General features: G+C 32.1%; 19 protein-coding genes. 14 read left to right on the forward strand and 5 right to left on the reverse strand.

Annotated elements, in window-relative coordinates; genetic code table 11:
- Window positions 1–15 precede the first annotated feature (15 nt).
- Genes DEFDS_RS00680 through DEFDS_RS00700 form a run of 5 tightly spaced genes read left to right on the forward strand, consistent with a single transcriptional unit; the run spans window position 16 to window position 4,376 of the window.
- On the forward strand, window positions 16–1,113 hold the full coding sequence (locus DEFDS_RS00680; RefSeq protein WP_013006894.1) for a DegT/DnrJ/EryC1/StrS family aminotransferase: 1,098 nt from the start codon (window positions 16–18) through the stop codon (window positions 1,111–1,113).
- Window positions 1,106–1,726 (forward strand): lysophospholipid acyltransferase family protein, encoded by a 621-nt coding sequence (locus DEFDS_RS00685; RefSeq protein ID WP_013006895.1) that lies wholly within the window; start codon window positions 1,106–1,108, stop codon window positions 1,724–1,726. Before DEFDS_RS00680 ends, DEFDS_RS00685 begins: the two co-directional genes overlap by 8 nt.
- Window positions 1,713–2,942 (forward strand): 3-deoxy-D-manno-octulosonic acid transferase, encoded by a 1,230-nt coding sequence (locus tag DEFDS_RS00690; protein ID WP_013006896.1) that lies wholly within the window; start codon window positions 1,713–1,715, stop codon window positions 2,940–2,942. Before DEFDS_RS00685 ends, DEFDS_RS00690 begins: the two co-directional genes overlap by 14 nt.
- Window positions 2,942–3,805, forward strand: coding sequence for a lysophospholipid acyltransferase family protein (locus tag DEFDS_RS00695; protein ID WP_013006897.1), 864 nt, complete (start codon window positions 2,942–2,944; stop codon window positions 3,803–3,805). Before DEFDS_RS00690 ends, DEFDS_RS00695 begins: the two co-directional genes overlap by 1 nt.
- Window positions 3,780–4,376 (forward strand): D-glycero-alpha-D-manno-heptose-1,7-bisphosphate 7-phosphatase, encoded by a 597-nt coding sequence (locus DEFDS_RS00700; RefSeq protein ID WP_013006898.1) that lies wholly within the window; start codon window positions 3,780–3,782, stop codon window positions 4,374–4,376. Before DEFDS_RS00695 ends, DEFDS_RS00700 begins: the two co-directional genes overlap by 26 nt.
- On the opposite strand, the gene DEFDS_RS00705 is transcribed toward DEFDS_RS00700, so the two are convergent.
- Both DEFDS_RS00705 and DEFDS_RS00710 read right to left on the reverse strand, forming a co-directional pair.
- Window positions 4,371–5,459 carry a TRAP transporter substrate-binding protein gene (locus tag DEFDS_RS00705; protein ID WP_041223523.1) on the reverse strand — a complete coding sequence of 363 codons (1,089 nt, stop codon included), beginning with the start codon at window positions 5,457–5,459 and terminating at the stop codon, window positions 4,371–4,373. The genes DEFDS_RS00700 and DEFDS_RS00705 overlap by 6 nt on opposite strands.
- A gap of 132 nt (window positions 5,460–5,591) precedes the next feature.
- Window positions 5,592–6,680: a TRAP transporter substrate-binding protein gene (locus tag DEFDS_RS00710; protein ID WP_013006900.1), complete on the reverse strand. Its 1,089-nt coding sequence runs from the start codon at window positions 6,678–6,680 to the stop codon at window positions 5,592–5,594.
- Window positions 6,681–7,079: 399 nt separating this feature from the next.
- On the opposite strand from DEFDS_RS00710, the gene dnaX reads away from it, so the two are divergent.
- From dnaX to recR, 3 genes are read left to right on the forward strand one after another with little or no spacing between them, the layout of a single operon-like run.
- On the forward strand, window positions 7,080–8,660 hold the full coding sequence (gene dnaX, locus DEFDS_RS00715) for a DNA polymerase III subunit gamma/tau (RefSeq protein ID WP_013006901.1): 1,581 nt from the start codon (window positions 7,080–7,082) through the stop codon (window positions 8,658–8,660).
- 45 nt (window positions 8,661–8,705) lie between these two features.
- Window positions 8,706–9,020 (forward strand): YbaB/EbfC family nucleoid-associated protein, encoded by a 315-nt coding sequence (locus DEFDS_RS00720; RefSeq protein WP_013006902.1) that lies wholly within the window; start codon window positions 8,706–8,708, stop codon window positions 9,018–9,020.
- 11 nt (window positions 9,021–9,031) lie between these two features.
- Window positions 9,032–9,631 carry a recombination mediator RecR gene (gene recR, locus DEFDS_RS00725; RefSeq protein WP_013006903.1) on the forward strand — a complete coding sequence of 200 codons (600 nt, stop codon included), beginning with the start codon at window positions 9,032–9,034 and terminating at the stop codon, window positions 9,629–9,631.
- A gap of 1 nt (window position 9,632) precedes the next feature.
- On the opposite strand, the gene DEFDS_RS00730 is transcribed toward recR, so the two are convergent.
- From DEFDS_RS00730 to hfq, 3 genes are read right to left on the reverse strand one after another with little or no spacing between them, the layout of a single operon-like run.
- Window positions 9,633–10,322, reverse strand: a complete 690-nt coding sequence (locus DEFDS_RS00730; protein WP_013006904.1) for a class I SAM-dependent methyltransferase — start codon at window positions 10,320–10,322, stop codon at window positions 9,633–9,635.
- Between the two features lie 8 nt (window positions 10,323–10,330).
- A complete protein-coding gene (locus tag DEFDS_RS00735) occupies window positions 10,331–10,699 on the reverse strand; it encodes a response regulator (RefSeq protein WP_013006905.1) in 369 nt (122 codons plus the stop codon).
- A gap of 3 nt (window positions 10,700–10,702) precedes the next feature.
- On the reverse strand, window positions 10,703–11,203 hold the full coding sequence (gene hfq / locus DEFDS_RS12860; RefSeq protein WP_013006906.1) for an RNA chaperone Hfq: 501 nt from the start codon (window positions 11,201–11,203) through the stop codon (window positions 10,703–10,705).
- A gap of 175 nt (window positions 11,204–11,378) precedes the next feature.
- Here hfq and DEFDS_RS00745 point away from each other — a divergent pair, with 175 nt between their 5' ends.
- The 6 genes from DEFDS_RS00745 (at window position 11,379) to fabG (ending at window position 16,061) form a co-directional block, all read left to right on the forward strand.
- Window positions 11,379–11,879: a YceD family protein gene (locus DEFDS_RS00745; RefSeq protein ID WP_013006907.1), complete on the forward strand. Its 501-nt coding sequence runs from the start codon at window positions 11,379–11,381 to the stop codon at window positions 11,877–11,879.
- 15 nt (window positions 11,880–11,894) lie between these two features.
- Window positions 11,895–12,077, forward strand: a complete 183-nt coding sequence (gene rpmF / locus DEFDS_RS00750; RefSeq protein WP_013006908.1) for a 50S ribosomal protein L32 — start codon at window positions 11,895–11,897, stop codon at window positions 12,075–12,077.
- 11 nt (window positions 12,078–12,088) lie between these two features.
- Window positions 12,089–13,162 (forward strand): phosphate acyltransferase PlsX, encoded by a 1,074-nt coding sequence (gene plsX, locus DEFDS_RS00755; RefSeq protein WP_013006909.1) that lies wholly within the window; start codon window positions 12,089–12,091, stop codon window positions 13,160–13,162.
- 230 nt (window positions 13,163–13,392) lie between these two features.
- Window positions 13,393–14,370, forward strand: a complete 978-nt coding sequence (locus DEFDS_RS00760; protein ID WP_013006910.1) for a beta-ketoacyl-ACP synthase III — start codon at window positions 13,393–13,395, stop codon at window positions 14,368–14,370.
- Window positions 14,371–14,388: 18 nt separating this feature from the next.
- Window positions 14,389–15,315, forward strand: coding sequence for an ACP S-malonyltransferase (fabD, locus tag DEFDS_RS00765; protein WP_013006911.1), 927 nt, complete (start codon window positions 14,389–14,391; stop codon window positions 15,313–15,315).
- The gene (gene fabG, locus DEFDS_RS00770) at window positions 15,315–16,061 is read left to right on the forward strand and encodes a 3-oxoacyl-[acyl-carrier-protein] reductase (RefSeq protein ID WP_041223776.1); all 747 of its coding nucleotides are present in this window, start codon (window positions 15,315–15,317) and stop codon (window positions 16,059–16,061) included. The genes fabD and fabG overlap by 1 nt, the downstream gene beginning before the upstream one ends.
- The last annotated feature ends 17 nt before the right edge of the window (window positions 16,062–16,078 follow it).

Consider the following 16,078-nt stretch of genomic DNA (forward strand, 5'->3'; position numbering starts at 1 on the left):
GTTTGGAGGAAAGTTATGATACCTATGTTAGATTTAAAAAGGGAAATGAATTTAATTGGAGAAGAGATAGATAAGGCAGTTAAAAGCTCTTTAAAAGAAACGAGATTTATTTTAGGTCCAAATGTAGAATCCTTTGAAAAGGAAGTGGCTGAATATCTTGGAGTTAAATATGCTGTTGGTGTTGGCAGTGGTACTGAGGCTTTGCATCTTGCTTTGAGAGCATTAGGTGTTGGCGAGGGGGACGAGGTAATAACTGTGCCATTTACCTTTATTGCAACTGCTGAGGCTATTCTTTATTGCAATGCGAAACCTGTTTTTGTGGATGTTGACGAAGAAACTATGAACATAGATGTTACTCAGTTAGAAAATAAAATTACTGAAAAAACAAAAGTTATAATCCCTGTTCATCTATTTGGTAATCCAGCTAATCTTGATGAGGTTATTGAAGTAGCGAAGAAATACAATATAAAAGTACTTGATGATTGTGCTCAATCTTTTGGTGCAGAATACAAAGGGAAAAAAATTGGCTCAATTTGTGATGTAAGTGCTTTTAGTTTTTTTCCAAGTAAAAATTTGGGTTGTTATGGGGATGGAGGTCTCATAACGACTGATGATGAAAGTGTTTACAATACATTAAAAGCATTGAGAAATCATGGTTCTTTTACAAGATATTACCATGAGATGTTGGGATTTAATTCTAGGCTAGATGATATCCAGGCTGCAATTTTGAGAGTAAAACTTAAGTATATTGATAAACTTAACAATGACAGAATTAGGATAGCAAATTTGTATAGAGATCGTTTGTCTGATTTTGTAAAGATACAGGCTGAAAATGATAATGGTCAACATGTTTATCATCAATTTACTATAGTAAGTGAGAAAAGGGATTTAATTCAAAAAAGATTACAAGAGCATGAAATCGCTTCTGCTATTTATTATCCCATCCCTGTTCATTTGCAAAAGAGTTTTAGTAAACTTGGTTATAAGAAAGGAGACTTCCCAGTATCTGAAAAATTAGCTGAAAAGGTTGTGTCATTACCAATGAACCCATTTTTAGAAGATGAAGAAGTTGAGATAATTTCAAGTGTGGTAAAAAACGCTGTAAATGAATGAATCTGTTTTAAACATAGGATATCACATACTAAAAAATTACTATAAAACGTTGAGGTATGAATTAGTTAATAGAGAAGTAGTGGATAGTTTAAGAGAAAGAGGGGAGCAAATAGTTTTTGCCATTTTTCATGGGCAGCTGTTCCCTTTTGTTAATTTACATAAAAATGAAAAAATTGTTACAATTGTTTCAGAAAGTAAAGATGGTGACATTGCCGATTATTTTTTAAAGAAGTTTGGATTTCAAACAGTGAGAGGTTCATCGTCTCGAGGTGGGGTGAAGGCCGTTATTGGTGCAAAGCGTTTAATGGGTGAAGAATATGATGCTGCTATTACTGTGGATGGCCCTAAGGGGCCAATTTATGAAGTGAAGCCTGGAGTAATTTATCTTGCCAAGAAAAAATTGAGGCCAATTGTTCCTGCTATCGCAAAATGTTATAAGTATAAACAGTTTAAAAGTTGGGATAGATTTGTTTTGCCATACCCTTTTTCAAAAATAAAAATAGTATATGGTGAGCCGATCTATTTTTCAAAGAATATGGATGAAACTCTTTTGGAGCAGGATAGATTATTCCTTCAGAAAAGGATGCTGGAGTTGTTGAATGACAATACTTAAAATTATATACAATTTGCTTATTTTTATTTTAATCCCTTTTATTGTACCTTTAGGTTATTTAGCAGCTCTTTGGAAGAAAGAAGAAAAAGATTATTTTGAAAGGTTTGGGTTTATTAAAATAGATAAAGAGATAGAAAAGAGTATTTGGTTTCATTGTGCAAGTGTTGGAGAAGTTAGAAGCCTTAAAGTATTAGTTGATGAGATTAGAAAGAGATTTCCTGATCTATCAATTGTTGTGACCACTGTTACTTACTCAGGGAAGGAGATCGCAATAAAGGAATTAAAACCTGATGTATGTTTTTTATTGCCTATTGAAAACAGCTTTGCAATAAGATACTTAATTCAGCTTTTGAATACAAAACTTTTTTTTATTGTAGATACAGAGATTTGGCCAAATTTAATAATTACTGCAAGCAAAGAAACATCTTTAGTTATGATTAATGGCAGGATATCTGATAGGAGTTTTAAAAGTTATTATAAACTAAAATTTATATTTAAATATTTATTAACAAGATTTGATAAAATTTTTGTAAAAAGTGAAGATGATTATATAAAATTTAAGAAGATATTAGAGGGAGAAGAAAATTTAGAATTATTAGGAAATTTGAAGTTTTTTGTAAAAAAAGATGTGGAAATTGATGAATTAGAGTTTTTAAAAGGGAATTTTTTCACTGCTGGAAGTACACACCGAGGGGAAGAAGAGTTAGTTTTGAATGCATTTGGCCAAGTAAAAGATAAATACGATAAATTGATAATTGTACCAAGGCATTTAAACAGGGTTGATGAAGTATATAAAATTATAAAAAATTATGATTATAGCGTTGCTAAGTGGAGTGAAGGAGAAGATAAAATATTAAAAAGTAAAGTTATTTTAGTGGATAAGTTTGGGATGTTGGAGAAGTTTTATAAAATTTCTAGCAAAATTTTTGTTGGGGGCTCAGTAGTAAACAATATCGGTGGGCATAATATTTTTGAGTCGTTGCAGTTTAGAAAAGTTATAGGATGTGGTGAAAATATGTGGAATTTTAAAGAGATATACGATTTGGCTAAAAAATATAATTTGATTTATACTGTAAAGAATAAGGAAGATTTTGAGTCATATTTAAAAGATGAAGTAATTTTAAATTGTGATTTTGATGGATTTGAAAATGAGCTAAATAATATTGCTAAAAATAAAATTTCTAAGATTTTAGATTTTATAGATAGGAAGTTGTAGTGCTCTTTTTTATTAACATATTGAGAAAATTTGAGCTTAAAACTTTGTATAAGTTAGCTGATATATTGGGGATTATCGCTTTTTATGTTATAAAAGATCGCAGAAAAGTAGCTATAAAAAATTGTGAAGTAATAGGTGTTAGGCCTAATAACTTTTTTTTGAAGAGAAATTTTCAAAATATCTTTAGATCTTTTTTCGAGTTGCTTTATTTAGATAAAATTGACGCTGAGTTTATAGTAAACAATGTAATTATTGAAGATGAAAAAAATTTATATAATAAAATTGGTAAATATAATTCTTTGTTAGTGGTTAGTGCTCATATTGGCTCTTGGGAGTTTGGCCCAGTTTTTGTAAAAAAGATATTTAAGAAGAAAATAGCAATCATTGGTAGAAGGATTAAAAATAAGAAAATTGATAGCTTTGTTAAAAAGCAGAGGGGGAGCCAGGGAATAGAATATTTTACTCATAGGGATGTGGCTTTGAAAGTATCAAAGTTATTGGACGATGATTATTATATTGGAAGCTTACTTGATCATGGTGCAATGGAAAAAGATAGTATTTATGTTGATTTTTTTGGATTAAAAACGACTTTTATAGCTGGAATTCCATTGATTGCTATTCGTAAAAAAATACCAATTTTACCCATTTTTGTCATAAGGGAAAATGGCTATTATAAAATGATTCATTATGATTTAATATTTCCTGAAAAAAAAGGGGATTTAAAAGTAAGGTTAAATTCTATGGCAAGAAAAATAAATATGGTTTATGAAGATGTTATAAAAAAGCATCCAGATCAATGGTATTTAATTCATAAAAGATTTAAAAGGGTGAAAAAGGATGAAGAGACCTACAGTATTTATTGATAGAGATGGCACAATCAATATTGAAGCAGGTTATATTAATCATGAAGATAACTTTATAATTTACCCATTCGTCTATCAGGCTATTAGATTACTTAACAAATTGGATATTTTGGCCATTGTTGTTACGAATCAGGCTGGAGTTGCAAAAGGTTATTTCCCTTTGGAAAATGTATATAAACTGCATAACAAAATGGTAAGACTTTTAGAAAATAATGGAGCAAAAATTGATGGGATATACTTTTGTCCACATCATAAGGATGCAAAAATAAGAGAGTTTAAAAAGGATTGTGGATGTAGAAAGCCTAAACCTGGCATGATTAATAGAGCTATTACTGAATTAGCTGTTGATACCGATTTTATGTATGTTATTGGAGATAAGGTTAGTGATATTGAACTAGGAGTTAATTGTAAGTGTAAAACTGCCCTTGTTATGACAGGTTATGGAAAAGCAGAAATAGAAAAACTTAAAAGTAAAAATATTACTGCAGATTTTATTGGTGAAAATTTGTTAGATGCTGTTTATTTTGTGATTGATGATTTAAAAAAGAGGGGGTACCCCCTCTTTTTATAGGTTAAGTGTTTTTGCGTAAGCAATTTCAGAAATATTAGCCCATGCAACAACATTCTTTTTGAATGCAAGAAAGTTGTCATATACTTTTTTACTCAAAGGATCTTTTTCAACTATTTCTTCTAATACTTCTTGAGAATATTTTTTGAGTTGTTTTAGTACAGGTTCTGGGAACTGTTTCAGTTTAACACCATGCTCATTGATAAGTTTATTGAGATAAAAATTATTCTTTGCTTCAAATGTTGATAGCATCCAAAGATTGGATCTATAAGCAGCAGTTACAATGATCTCCTGCAAATCTTTTGGCAAGCTCTCAAAAGCTTTTTTGTTTACAAACATTTCTAAAACTGTACCTGGTTCATGCCATCCAGGGTAGTAATAGTATTTAGCTACTTTATAAAATCCCATCAAGTAGTCATGATATGGACCAACCCATTCGGTGGCATCAATTACACCTCTTTCAAGGTTTGTATAGATTTCTCCACCAGCTGAAAGAACAGCGGTACCACCAGCTTTAGCGAGTACTTTACCACCAAGACCAGGGATTCTCATTTTTAAGCCTTTGAAGTCAGAGATGGTTTTTATTTCTTTGTTAAACCATCCGCCCATCTGAACGCCAGTATTTCCTGCAGGCATTGGTTTTACATTGAAATTTGCATAAACTTCTTCCCATAGTTTAAGGCCATCACCTGCATAAATCCATGCATTCATCTGCTGAGCATTCATACCAAATGGAACTGCAGCAAAAAATTGAGTAGCAGGAGATTTCCCAGCCCAGTAATAAGATGCTCCGTGGCCCATTTCTACCATACCGCCACTAACAGCATCGAAAGCTTGTAGAGGGGGGACGAGTTCACCACCACCATATACCTGTATTTTGAGCCTACCTTCTGACATTGTTTCAACCCATTTTGCAAGCATATCAGCAGCTTCACCCATTACAGGGAAATGAGGTGGCCATGTTGTAACCATTTTCCAAAGATATCTTTTCTTAGCATGAACAGCTGGAGCACCGAAAGATAACGCAGCGCCAGCTGCAGCGGTTGTTACAGCAGCCTTCTTTAAAAACTCTCTTCTTTTCATCATTACCTCCAAGTGAATTTATAATTAGATTATATAAGTTTTTGTCAAAAATTCAAACAGAATTTAATTAAGATATATGTTGTAAAGTGAGACTAAATAGACTTTTTTAAAAAAAAGAGGGGGAAATCCCCTCTTTTATGAATATAGAACGCTAAGGTATGCAAATTCGGAGATTTTATCCCAATCAACAATATTTTTCTGGAACGCTTTATAATTTTCGTAAACTTTTTTACTCATTGGATCTTTTGTAGTAATTTCATCTAATACTTCTTCTGTATACTTTTTAAATGTTTTTAGAACGTCAGTTGGGAATTTTTTGAGTTTTACATTGTGCTCTTTTATAAGTTTTTGCAAGTAATAGTTATTTTTTGCTTCAAATTCTGATAACATCCATGCAGCAGAGCTTTGTGCAGCATATTTGATGATTTCTTTCAAATCAGTTGGGAGTTTTTCATAAGCTTTTTTATTCACAAACATTTCAATTGCAGTACCTGGTTCATGCCAACCAGGATAGTAATAGTATTTTGCTACTTTATAAAAACCCATTTTGTAATCGTGATATGGTCCAACCCATTCGGTAGCATCAATTACGCCTCTTTCAAGGTTGGTGTAAATTTCACCACCAGCTGAAAGAACAGCAGTACCACCAGCTTTAGCTATTACTTTACCGCCAAGGCCAGGGATTCTCATTTTTAGGCCTTTTACATCGTTAATAGTGTTAATTTCCTTGTTAAACCATCCACCCATCTGAACACCACAGGTTCCAACTAAAAATGGGACAAGGTTAAAGTTTGAATATAGTTCGCTCCAAAGTTTATGACCATCACCAGCCAATATCCATGATGTCATCTGTTGACTATTGAGTCCAAAAGGAACTGCACCAAAAAATTGAGTAGCAGGAGCTTTACCAGCCCAGTAGTAAGCACATGCGTGTCCCATTTCTACCATACCACCACTAACAGCATCAAAAGCTTGCAAAGGTGGAACAAGTTCGCCACCGCCATATACCTGTATTTTGAGCCTTCCATCGGACATTTTTTCAACCCATTTAGCTATAAATTCAGCACTTTCACCAAAAACAGGGAAGTGTGGTGGCCATGTAGTAACCATTTTCCAAAGATATCTTTTTTTAGCATGAACAGCAGGAGCACCGAAAGATAATGCAGCGCCAGCTGCAGCGGTTGTTACAGCAGCCTTTTTCAAAAATTCTCTTCTTTTCATCATTACCTCCTAGTTTAGTTGTGTTGAACATTTTTAAATTTATATAACATAGTTATATTTTATAATAAAAATAAAATTATTTCAATATATTTTATTGGTATACATTAAGTATTTATAAAACACTATTATAATAGCTGTTTATTAGAAATAAATCGGTAAATAAGTGATAAACTATATTTTGCTATGAAGTCAACATATTGATAATTAAAATATATTGAAGGGTTGATTAATTTGTTTTTTGTTGAAGTTATTTGAAAAAGTTAAATTTCGTCAAAAAAATCTTTGAGGAGTATATATTGACATAAATGTTCACTTTTGGATATATTTTTTAGAATTGATAAGGTTTTTAATTTTCATTGATTAAGATTGAATATTGGTATATTTTTTTAACGAGGTGATTTTATGGGTTATTTAGCTTTAGCAAGAAAATATAGACCTCAATCTTTTGATGAGATTGTATATCAAGATTATATTGTTAAGACATTAAAAAATGCTATAGAACTAAACAGAATAAGTCATGCTTATCTTTTTACTGGGCCTAGAGGTATTGGTAAAACGAGTACTGCGAGGATTTTTGCAAAGGCATTAAACTGTTTGAGCCCTGAAGGTGTAAATCCATGTAATAAATGTGAAAATTGTGTTGAAGTTACTAACGGGACATCTTTAGATGTATATGAAATAGATGGAGCCTCAAATAGAGGTATTGATGAGATTAGGCAGCTAAGAGAATCTGTAAAGTTTTTACCAACAAAATCTAAATATAAAATTTACATTATAGATGAAGTTCATATGCTGACGGAGGCGGCATTTAATGCACTGCTAAAGACATTAGAAGAACCACCATCTTATGTGATATTTATTTTTGCTACAACTGATGCCCATAGAATACCAGCTACCATCCTTTCGCGATGTCAACGCTTTAATTTTTCTAAAATACCTGATTTAAAACTTATTGAACATATCAGGAGTATATTAGAAAGAGAAAATATAGAGTATGAAGAAGATGCAGTTAATCTGATTGTTAGGAACTCTGATGGGTGTGTTAGAGATTGTCTTTCCCTTATTGATCAAGTTATAGCGTATACTGGCGGTAAAGTTTTCTTGGATGATACCAAATATTTACTTGGTTTATCAGAAGATAAGATTATTAATGAACTTTTTGAAAAGATAATTTTAAAGGATAATGATTCTATAAAACAGCTATTGAGTGAGATAGATTTGAAAGGCTTGGATTATAAATACGTTGTTGAAAAGTTTCTTAGTTTTACAAAGACATTGTTAATCCTAAAACAGTTCAACGATAAAAATGATGTTTCATTAACTAACGATGAAAGAGTGTTTTTTGATAGATTGCTAGATTATGTAGATGATGGGTATTTATTTGCTGTCCACCAAGTTTTATTAAAAATGTATAATGACTTAAGGTTTTATTCTTTTGATAAAGATATTTTTGAGATAGGTGTTTTTAAGCTTTTAAATTTAGAAAAGATTTTACCCATATCTGCTTTCAGTTCAGATAATAAAATGAGTGAAAATAAAGATAGTAAGATAAAAAAAATAGAGCCACAGCCAGTTACTAATCTAAGTGATAAAGATAAATTATGGAAAGATTTTATTGATAAGTTGGGTGAAAAAAGGCCAAATATCGCTTCTAATCTGGGGTATGGATATCTTATAGCAATAGAAAATGATAAGCTTGTAATAGGTTTTTCTGAGGAGAAAGTGTTCCATTATAATATAATCATGAAGAATGGAAATCTAGATTATGTAAAAAAGGCTGCTGAGCGTTTTTTTGATGGGGTAAAAGATGTAGTAATAAAGCTCGAAAATGGGAGTAAAAAAAAAGGGGTGATTGAGAAAGTAACCGAGATAGAAACTTTTAAAGATAAAATGCTAAAAAATGAATTAAAGGAAAATAGTGCTGTTAAGCTTATTGAAAATGAATTTGATGCTACTATAAAAGAAATTAAACTTGATAAATAGTTAAAAAATCTATATGCATATCAAAATTTAAAAAAGGAGGAAGTGATGAATATACAACAATTGATGAAACAGGCTCAAAAAATGCAAAAGAAGATGTTGGAGATGCAGGAAGAAGCTGCAAAAGAGGTAGTTGAGGCTTCTGCTGGTGGTGGTATGGTGACAGTTAAAGTAAATGGGAAACAGGAATTGGTAGAAATCAAGATAGAAAAAGATGTTGTTGATCCTGAGGATGTAGAAATGTTACAAGATCTTGTATTAGCAGCGGTAAATGAAGGGATTAAAAAGTCTCAGGAGTTAATGCAAGAAAAAATGAGTAAACTTACAGGTGGCATGGGTCTAAACTTTCCTGGGATGTTCTAACTTTTATATTTATGATTAAATTAGCTGATTTTGAAAGATGTGTATTTGAATTAAGTAAGCTGCCTGGGATTGGGAAAAAAACGGCCACTAGGCTGGCTTTACATCTTTTAAAAATGACAAATAAAGATGTTGAGTCGCTTGTTAACAGTATTAATAAGTTGAAAACTAATATTAAATTTTGCAAAGAGTGTGGTTCGCTGACTGATAAAGATATATGTTATGTATGTTTAGATGAAGGTAGAGATAGAAAAACTATCTGTGTAGTTGAAGAAGCAAAAGATGTAATCATTATAGAAAATAGTGGGATTTATAAGGGGCTATATCATGTGTTGGGGGGGAGAATAGCACCTCTTGATGGTATTACTCCAGATATGTTGAGTTTTGAGAAGTTATTAAATAGGGTTGGGGATTTGGGTGTAACAGAAGTAATTATAGCAACTAATCCAGATGTTGATGGTGAAACTACTGCATATTATTTAAAAAAATTGCTTGCTGATTACGACATCAGAATTACTAGGATTGCATCTGGTCTGGCCGTTGGCACACATATAGAATATTCTGATGAATTTGCTATTTTAAAAGCTTTAGAAAATAGAGTAGAGCTAAAATAGGTTAATTTTTATATAGAGCAGCGATAAGCATCAAACTATCTTTGATAAAAAACTTATCTTCATCAAAACTGCCAAAAAACTGGACAAAACCAGCGCCTGCTTTCGTTGCAGCTAATTTTATATCTTCTAAAAAGATGGGTGTTATAGTCTGCTTTATAGTTTTTGTGGTATTATTTTTTTTGTCGGTAACTACCATTTCAAAGGTTATTTTTGATTCATCATCATAATGGTAGAGCCTTTTTGCATATATATATTCGTTATCAATTACTGGTAATTCTTTTATGTTATAACCATATATCCTATCGTAATTTATTATTTGTATCAAAAGATATGATTTGTGATCTAATAACTTCATACTATTTTTAATAATTTTAAAAAATTGAAGTTTATCGTTTACGTGCACCAATGTATTGCCAATAGAATATATTAATCCAAATTTACTCTCATCTTTTAATGGTAATTGATTCATATCACCATAAATAAAATGATTGTTTAAATTAAACCCTTTTTCAAACTCAAGGCCGAAAGCTTTAAAGTTATCGTTTCTAAATCTGGTTACATATTTTCCTGTAGCACAACCTATATCCAATATGGGGAGATCTTTTTTTGCATAACTTTTTAAAAAGTTGTAAGTTGTTTCATCAAAAGGGAATAAAAAATCGTATATATCGTTTATATTACTATAAAACATTTTTACTCTTACTTGGCCAAAACATCTGTAATAGCGTCTTTTAAATCCTTAGCTCTTACAGGTTTATTTAAGTATGTAATTACACCAAGCTGTTTACTTTTTTGGTAAGATTTATATGTCCCAAAGGCTGTAATGATAACTACCCTAACATCTTTGTTAAACTCTCTAAGTTTTTCAATAAAGGTTAAGCCATCCATTTGTGGCATTCTAAGGTCTGTAACTATTACATCAAAATCAGATTGTTTGGCCTTTTCTAAACCTTCTAATCCCGTTTCTGCAGTTTCTACTTCATATCCATCAAGTTTTAATACTTCTGCATAACCCAGTCTTGTATGTTCTTCATCGTCAACTACTAATATCTTGTAGTTTTTTTCCATTACTTACCTCTCATCATCATATTTAATGATTTCTTTGTCTTGATATAATGGGTAAACTGTTGATATTGCACTTTTGTAAATAAGTTGTTGTCTGTCTTCATAGGATGTAAGCAAAACATAGTCATCAAAACCTACAAGCAACCCTCTAACTTTTACTCCGTTGGTTAAATATGCTATAATTGGGGATTTGGATTTTCTAACCTCATTTAAAAATATATCCTGCATTGGAGGTCTTGTATGTTTTGGGTGTCTCCCTCTATGAGTTTGATAATAGGTTTTACTAATATAGTCTACATCGATAATAGTTTTTGCAGAAGCAATTGTTGCAATATCCCTTTTGTAAATATGAATTTTAACTTCTGCATCGTCAATGATAACTGAATAGGGATCAAAGTCGTAAATTTTTCCCCTAAATCTCTCTTTATTCCTCATTATAAAAAGTAATGGTGCATCTTTTATCTTTGCATTGTGTAAATAAACAAACTCTATTTGGGCATATAACATGAAAAAACCTCGAAAATAAATTAATTATATATTATAATAGATTATAAACAATATTGTTATAAAAGTCAAATAATTAGTGATTTGTTAATGTGTTTTATAAGGATTAATACTGAGTTTGTCCTTGACAACGAAGAGTAGTTTAAATATATTTATCCGCTACTTTGAGGTATAAAAAGTGAAAATCTATTTCGAACAAATTAAATCAGATGGTTTAAAATTTGATACTAACTTTGATTTTGAGTATATTGATGCTCATATTGTTGTAAAAAATTTTACAGGCGAAATTTATCCTATAAAAAAAGGGTATTTTTTGGACGGGATAGTTACTTTTACAATAGAGGATAAATGCGATAGGTGCAGAGATTTAGTTGAGAAAGAGTTTAGCGAAAGGATTCAGCTGGAGATTGTGAGAAACAAACTGGAAGAAAATAGTGAAGAAGAAATTGAGTTGAAAGATGAGGACTTATCTTTTTATAATGTTCTTGGTGATTTTATAGATGTCGATGAAATTATAAAAGAAGAGGTTATGTTGCTAAAACCTATGAAGTGGCTGTGCAATGAAGATTGTAAGGGGATTTGTCCAGGGTGTGGTGTTGATTTAAATTATGAAGATTGTAAGTGTAGTGATACTTTTATAGATCCGAGATTAGAAATTTTAAAGAAGTTAAAAAAATAAAAGAAGAGGTGAAAAATGGGTGCTCCTAAGAAGAAAACAACAAGATTAAAAAGAGGGCATAGAAGAAGCCATCATCATGTGAAAAGTGGTGCATTTGTAAAATGCGATAATTGTGGTGAGCTAAAAATACCTCACTCTGTATGCCCAGCGTGTGGTTATTATAAGAAAGAACAGGTTTTAGAAGTATCTGAATTGTAAAAACTGAAATTATGAGAATTGCTGTAGATGCAATGGGGGGCGATCATGCCCCTCGTGAAATAGTCAAAGGAGCTATTTTAGCTGCCAAAGAGTATGATATTCATATAATATTGGTGGGTGATAAAACCTTAATCCAACAAGAGCTTGATAAGGCTGGGAATTATCCAAAAGAGAAAATATCTGTAATACACGCAGAAGAAGCTATTACTATGGATGATTTGCCTTCAGTTGCAGTTAGAAAAAAGAGGAAATCATCAGTTCATGAAGGGTTAAGACTTGTTAAGAAAGGTGAAGCTAGAGCTTTTTTTAGTGCAGGAAATACTGGCGCTGTGATGGCATGTGCTAAGCTTATATTGAGACCGATAGAAGGAGTTGATAGACCTGCCATAGGAGCGGTTTTGCCAAATGCAAAGGGGCATTCAGTTATACTAGATATAGGTGCAAATGTAGATTGTAAGTCTATACATTTTTTACAATTTGCAATTATGGGTTCAGCTTATGCTAAAATAGTTTTTCAAAAAGATGAACCAACTGTTGGATTACTCAGTATCGGAGAAGAAGATTTAAAAGGTAATGAAAGCACAAAAAATGCGTTTAATCTTTTAAAAACATCCCCTTTGATTAAGTTTATAGGTAATGTTGAAGGGAAAGAGCTTTATAAAGGCGGGGCAGATGTGGTTGTTTGCGATGGGTTTGCAGGTAATATAGCTTTAAAAGTTAGCGAATCAGCAGCGTGGTATATTGGCAAGTTATTAAAAGAGGAGCTAACTAAAAATTTTATCAGAAAAATGGCCGCACTGATTTTAAAACCTGCTTTTGAATCTCTGAAGAAAAGAGCTGATTATACCGAATATGGTGGTGCTCCTTTGTTGGGTGTGAATGGTATATGTATTATAGGGCATGGTAGTTCCAATGCTAATGCTGTTAAGAATGGTATAAAAGTTGCTTATGAGTTAGCAGAGCAAAGGTTAAATCAACTTATAGAGGAAAGAGTTAAGGCATCTCTTGAGAGATTAAAAGTTGACAAAGTAGAAACTTTTTGGAACAATATAAAAGACAGATTTAAAAAGATTACTTCTGATTAAGTTTTAGAAATATAGGATGTTGCACGACAAAAAACATTTTGAGATTGCTTCGTTGGAGCTCGTAATGATCAATGTAAAGTCATTGCGAGGGTTTTTAGTGACGAAGCAAACTCATAATTATACGAACTTTCAAAAAGTTATATGATTGTGCAACATATTTAAATGAATTTTTTTCAAGTAATTTAGGATTAGGTTTTTACTTTGTTTTTGTTATAAAAAAAAGGTGTGTCATGAACAGTTATTCAAAGATAATAGGCACAGGTTCATATTTCCCATCAAAAATTCTTACAAACAAAGATCTTGAAAAGTTTGTTGATACGAGTGATGAATGGATAGTAACTCGCACAGGCATTAGAGAGCGCAGGATTTCAGAAGATAAAACTACAAGTGAAATGGCTTATGAAGCTGCAATTAAAGCAATAGAGGATGCACAAATACGAAAAGAAGATATAGATGGAGTTATTGTAGCAACATGTACACCAGATTCTTTAGTTCCTTCTACAGCTTGTTACTTAGAAGGTAAATTGGGGATTAAAGGGCCTTTTGCTTTTGATATAAACGCTGCATGTTCTGGATTTATTTATTCTTTAGCCATTGGAGATTCATTAATTAAAAATAATCTTGCAAATAATATATTGATAGTTGGTGCTGAAAGGTTGAGTTCAATAGTTAACTGGAAAGATAGAAGCACCTGTGTACTTCTTGGGGATGGAGCTGGGGCTGTTATTTTATCTAAAAGTGATAAGCCTGGAGTAAGAAGTTTATTATTACATGCTGATGGAGAGTATACATCTTTACTTGAATGTAAAGCTGGAGGTTCAACATTTTTATCAAATAGAGAAGATTTTGATATAGAAAGCAATCTGTTTTCGATGAAAGGTAATGAGGTTTTTAAAATTGCTGTTAGAGCTATGGCTGATGTAGCTGTAAAAGCTGTAGAAGAAAGTGGTTTAAATTTTGAAGATATAGATTTTTTAATACCTCATCAAGCAAACCTAAGGATAATAGATGCAGTGGCCAAGAGGCTAAAACTTGATAGTGATAAAGTAATTGTCACTTTAGATAAATTTGGAAACACATCTGCAGCATCAATCCCTACAGCATTAGATATTGCCAGAAAAAATGGGAAAATTAAAGAAGGTGCAAATATCGTTTCTGCTGCTTTTGGCGGCGGTTTAACTTGGGCTGCAACAGTATTTACTATATAGTAATTATCGGGGGTTAATATGTCAAAAATTGCTGCGGTATTCCCTGGACAAGGGTCTCAGTATGTTGGGATGGGTAAAGATTTTTTTGATAAATTTGAAGAATATAAGGTTTTAATAGAAAAGGCAGATGAAATTTTAAAATATGATTTATCAAAGTTGATGTTTGATGGACCGGAAGAGGAACTGAGGCTTACTTATAATACACAACCTGCTCTATTGGTTATGAGTGTTGGTATATTTAACCTGATAAAAGATAAAATAAACTTTGATGGATTTGCAGGACACTCTTTAGGTGAATATTCTGCAGTTGTTGCTGCTGGTGGGCTTACTTTTGAAGATGCGTTACTTGCTGTGCATAACAGAGGCAAATTTATGCAGGAAGCTGTGCCTGTAGGTGTTGGTGCAATGGCTGCTGTTATTGGAGCTAATGTTGAAGATGTAGAAAGATTATGTATTAGTATTAGTAAAGAAGGTTTTTTAGTTGAACCAGCAAATTATAATTCATCAAATCAGATTGTGGTAGCTGGTCATAGTGATGCTGTGGAAGAGTTTATGAGTAGGGCGAAAGAGATAAGTGCAAAAAGAGTCGTTAAACTTCCTGTAAGTGCACCTTTCCATTGTGCTTTGATGAAACCAGCAGAAGAGAAAATGAAAAATTATCTTGAGAAGGTGAGATTTTCAGATATTGATAAACCTGTTTATTCTAACGTGACCGCTGATTTAGAGTTTAAAGCTACTGAAATTAAAGAAAACTTGATTAAACAGGTTTCGTCCCCAGTTAGGTGGAGCCAGTTAATTGAGAAGATGATTGAAGATGGATTCACAACTTTTGTGGAAATTGGAGCAGGAAATGTGTTGACAGGTTTAATAAAAAAAATTAACAGACAAGTTAAAACTGTAAATATTTCAAAAGTTGAGGATTTGGGTAAGCTGGAGGATATATGATTTTAAAAGATAAAGTTGCTTTGGTTACTGGTGGCTCAAGGGGGATAGGTAGAGCAGTTGCTATTAAACTTGCACAACTTGGGTGTAAAGTTGCAATTAACTACTCTTCAAACGAGCAGAAAGCAAAAGAAGTAGCAGATTACATAAAAAATACTCTTTCAGGTGAGTGTATTATTTATAAAGGTAATGTTGCAGATGAAGAAGAAGTAAAAGGGATGGTAAAATTTATAGAAAATGAGTTCGGGGCTATTGATATCTTGGTAAATAATGCTGGGATAACAAAAGATAATATTATTTTGCGATTAAAAACAGCAGACTTTGATGAAGTATTTAATGTAAATATAAAAGGTGCGTTTAACTGTATAAAAGCAGTAGCCAGAGGTATGATGAAGAAACGTTATGGTAAAATTATCAATATTAGTAGTGTGGTAGGGTTTACTGGCAATATTGGTCAGGCAAATTATGTGGTTACTAAGAGTGGACTTATTGGGCTTACTAAAAGTGTTGCGCTAGAACTTGCAACTAGAGGTATACGTGTTAATGCTGTAGCCCCAGGATTTATAGATACAGAGATGACTCAGAGTTTGTCTATAGATGTGAAAGATGAAATGCTCAAAAAAATCCCTTTGGGTTATTTTGGTAAACCAGAGGATGTAGCAAATGCGGTAGCATTTTTAGCTTCCCCTGAATCTGATTATATTACCGGCACAACAATACATGTAAATGGTGGCATGTATTTTAGTTAATAAAAAATAGGAGGAAC

The sequence above is a fragment of the Deferribacter desulfuricans SSM1 genome, assembly GCF_000010985.1.
GTDB lineage: Bacteria > Chrysiogenota > Deferribacteres > Deferribacterales > Deferribacteraceae > Deferribacter > Deferribacter desulfuricans.

What these genes read in the sequence shown, in the direction of transcription:
- DEFDS_RS00680 (WP_013006894.1), top strand. Translation starts at nt 16, where the DNA reads ATGATACCTATGTTAGATTTAAAAAGGGAAATGAATTTAATTGGAGAA.
- DEFDS_RS00685 (WP_013006895.1), top strand. Translation starts at nt 1,106, where the DNA reads ATGAATGAATCTGTTTTAAACATAGGATATCACATACTAAAAAATTAC.
- DEFDS_RS00690 (WP_013006896.1), top strand. Translation starts at nt 1,713, where the DNA reads ATGACAATACTTAAAATTATATACAATTTGCTTATTTTTATTTTAATC.
- DEFDS_RS00700 (WP_013006898.1), top strand. Translation starts at nt 3,780, where the DNA reads ATGAAGAGACCTACAGTATTTATTGATAGAGATGGCACAATCAATATT.
- DEFDS_RS00705 (WP_041223523.1), bottom strand. Translation starts at nt 5,459, where the DNA reads ATGATGAAAAGAAGAGAGTTTTTAAAGAAGGCTGCTGTAACAACCGCT.
- DEFDS_RS00710 (WP_013006900.1), bottom strand. Translation starts at nt 6,680, where the DNA reads ATGATGAAAAGAAGAGAATTTTTGAAAAAGGCTGCTGTAACAACCGCT.
- dnaX (WP_013006901.1), top strand. Translation starts at nt 7,080, where the DNA reads ATGGGTTATTTAGCTTTAGCAAGAAAATATAGACCTCAATCTTTTGAT.
- DEFDS_RS00720 (WP_013006902.1), top strand. Translation starts at nt 8,706, where the DNA reads ATGAATATACAACAATTGATGAAACAGGCTCAAAAAATGCAAAAGAAG.
- recR (WP_013006903.1), top strand. Translation starts at nt 9,032, where the DNA reads ATGATTAAATTAGCTGATTTTGAAAGATGTGTATTTGAATTAAGTAAG.
- DEFDS_RS00730 (WP_013006904.1), bottom strand. Translation starts at nt 10,322, where the DNA reads ATGTTTTATAGTAATATAAACGATATATACGATTTTTTATTCCCTTTT.
- DEFDS_RS00735 (WP_013006905.1), bottom strand. Translation starts at nt 10,699, where the DNA reads ATGGAAAAAAACTACAAGATATTAGTAGTTGACGATGAAGAACATACA.
- hfq (WP_013006906.1), bottom strand. Translation starts at nt 11,203, where the DNA reads ATGTTATATGCCCAAATAGAGTTTGTTTATTTACACAATGCAAAGATA.
- rpmF (WP_013006908.1), top strand. Translation starts at nt 11,895, where the DNA reads ATGGGTGCTCCTAAGAAGAAAACAACAAGATTAAAAAGAGGGCATAGA.
- plsX (WP_013006909.1), top strand. Translation starts at nt 12,089, where the DNA reads ATGAGAATTGCTGTAGATGCAATGGGGGGCGATCATGCCCCTCGTGAA.
- DEFDS_RS00760 (WP_013006910.1), top strand. Translation starts at nt 13,393, where the DNA reads ATGAACAGTTATTCAAAGATAATAGGCACAGGTTCATATTTCCCATCA.
- fabD (WP_013006911.1), top strand. Translation starts at nt 14,389, where the DNA reads ATGTCAAAAATTGCTGCGGTATTCCCTGGACAAGGGTCTCAGTATGTT.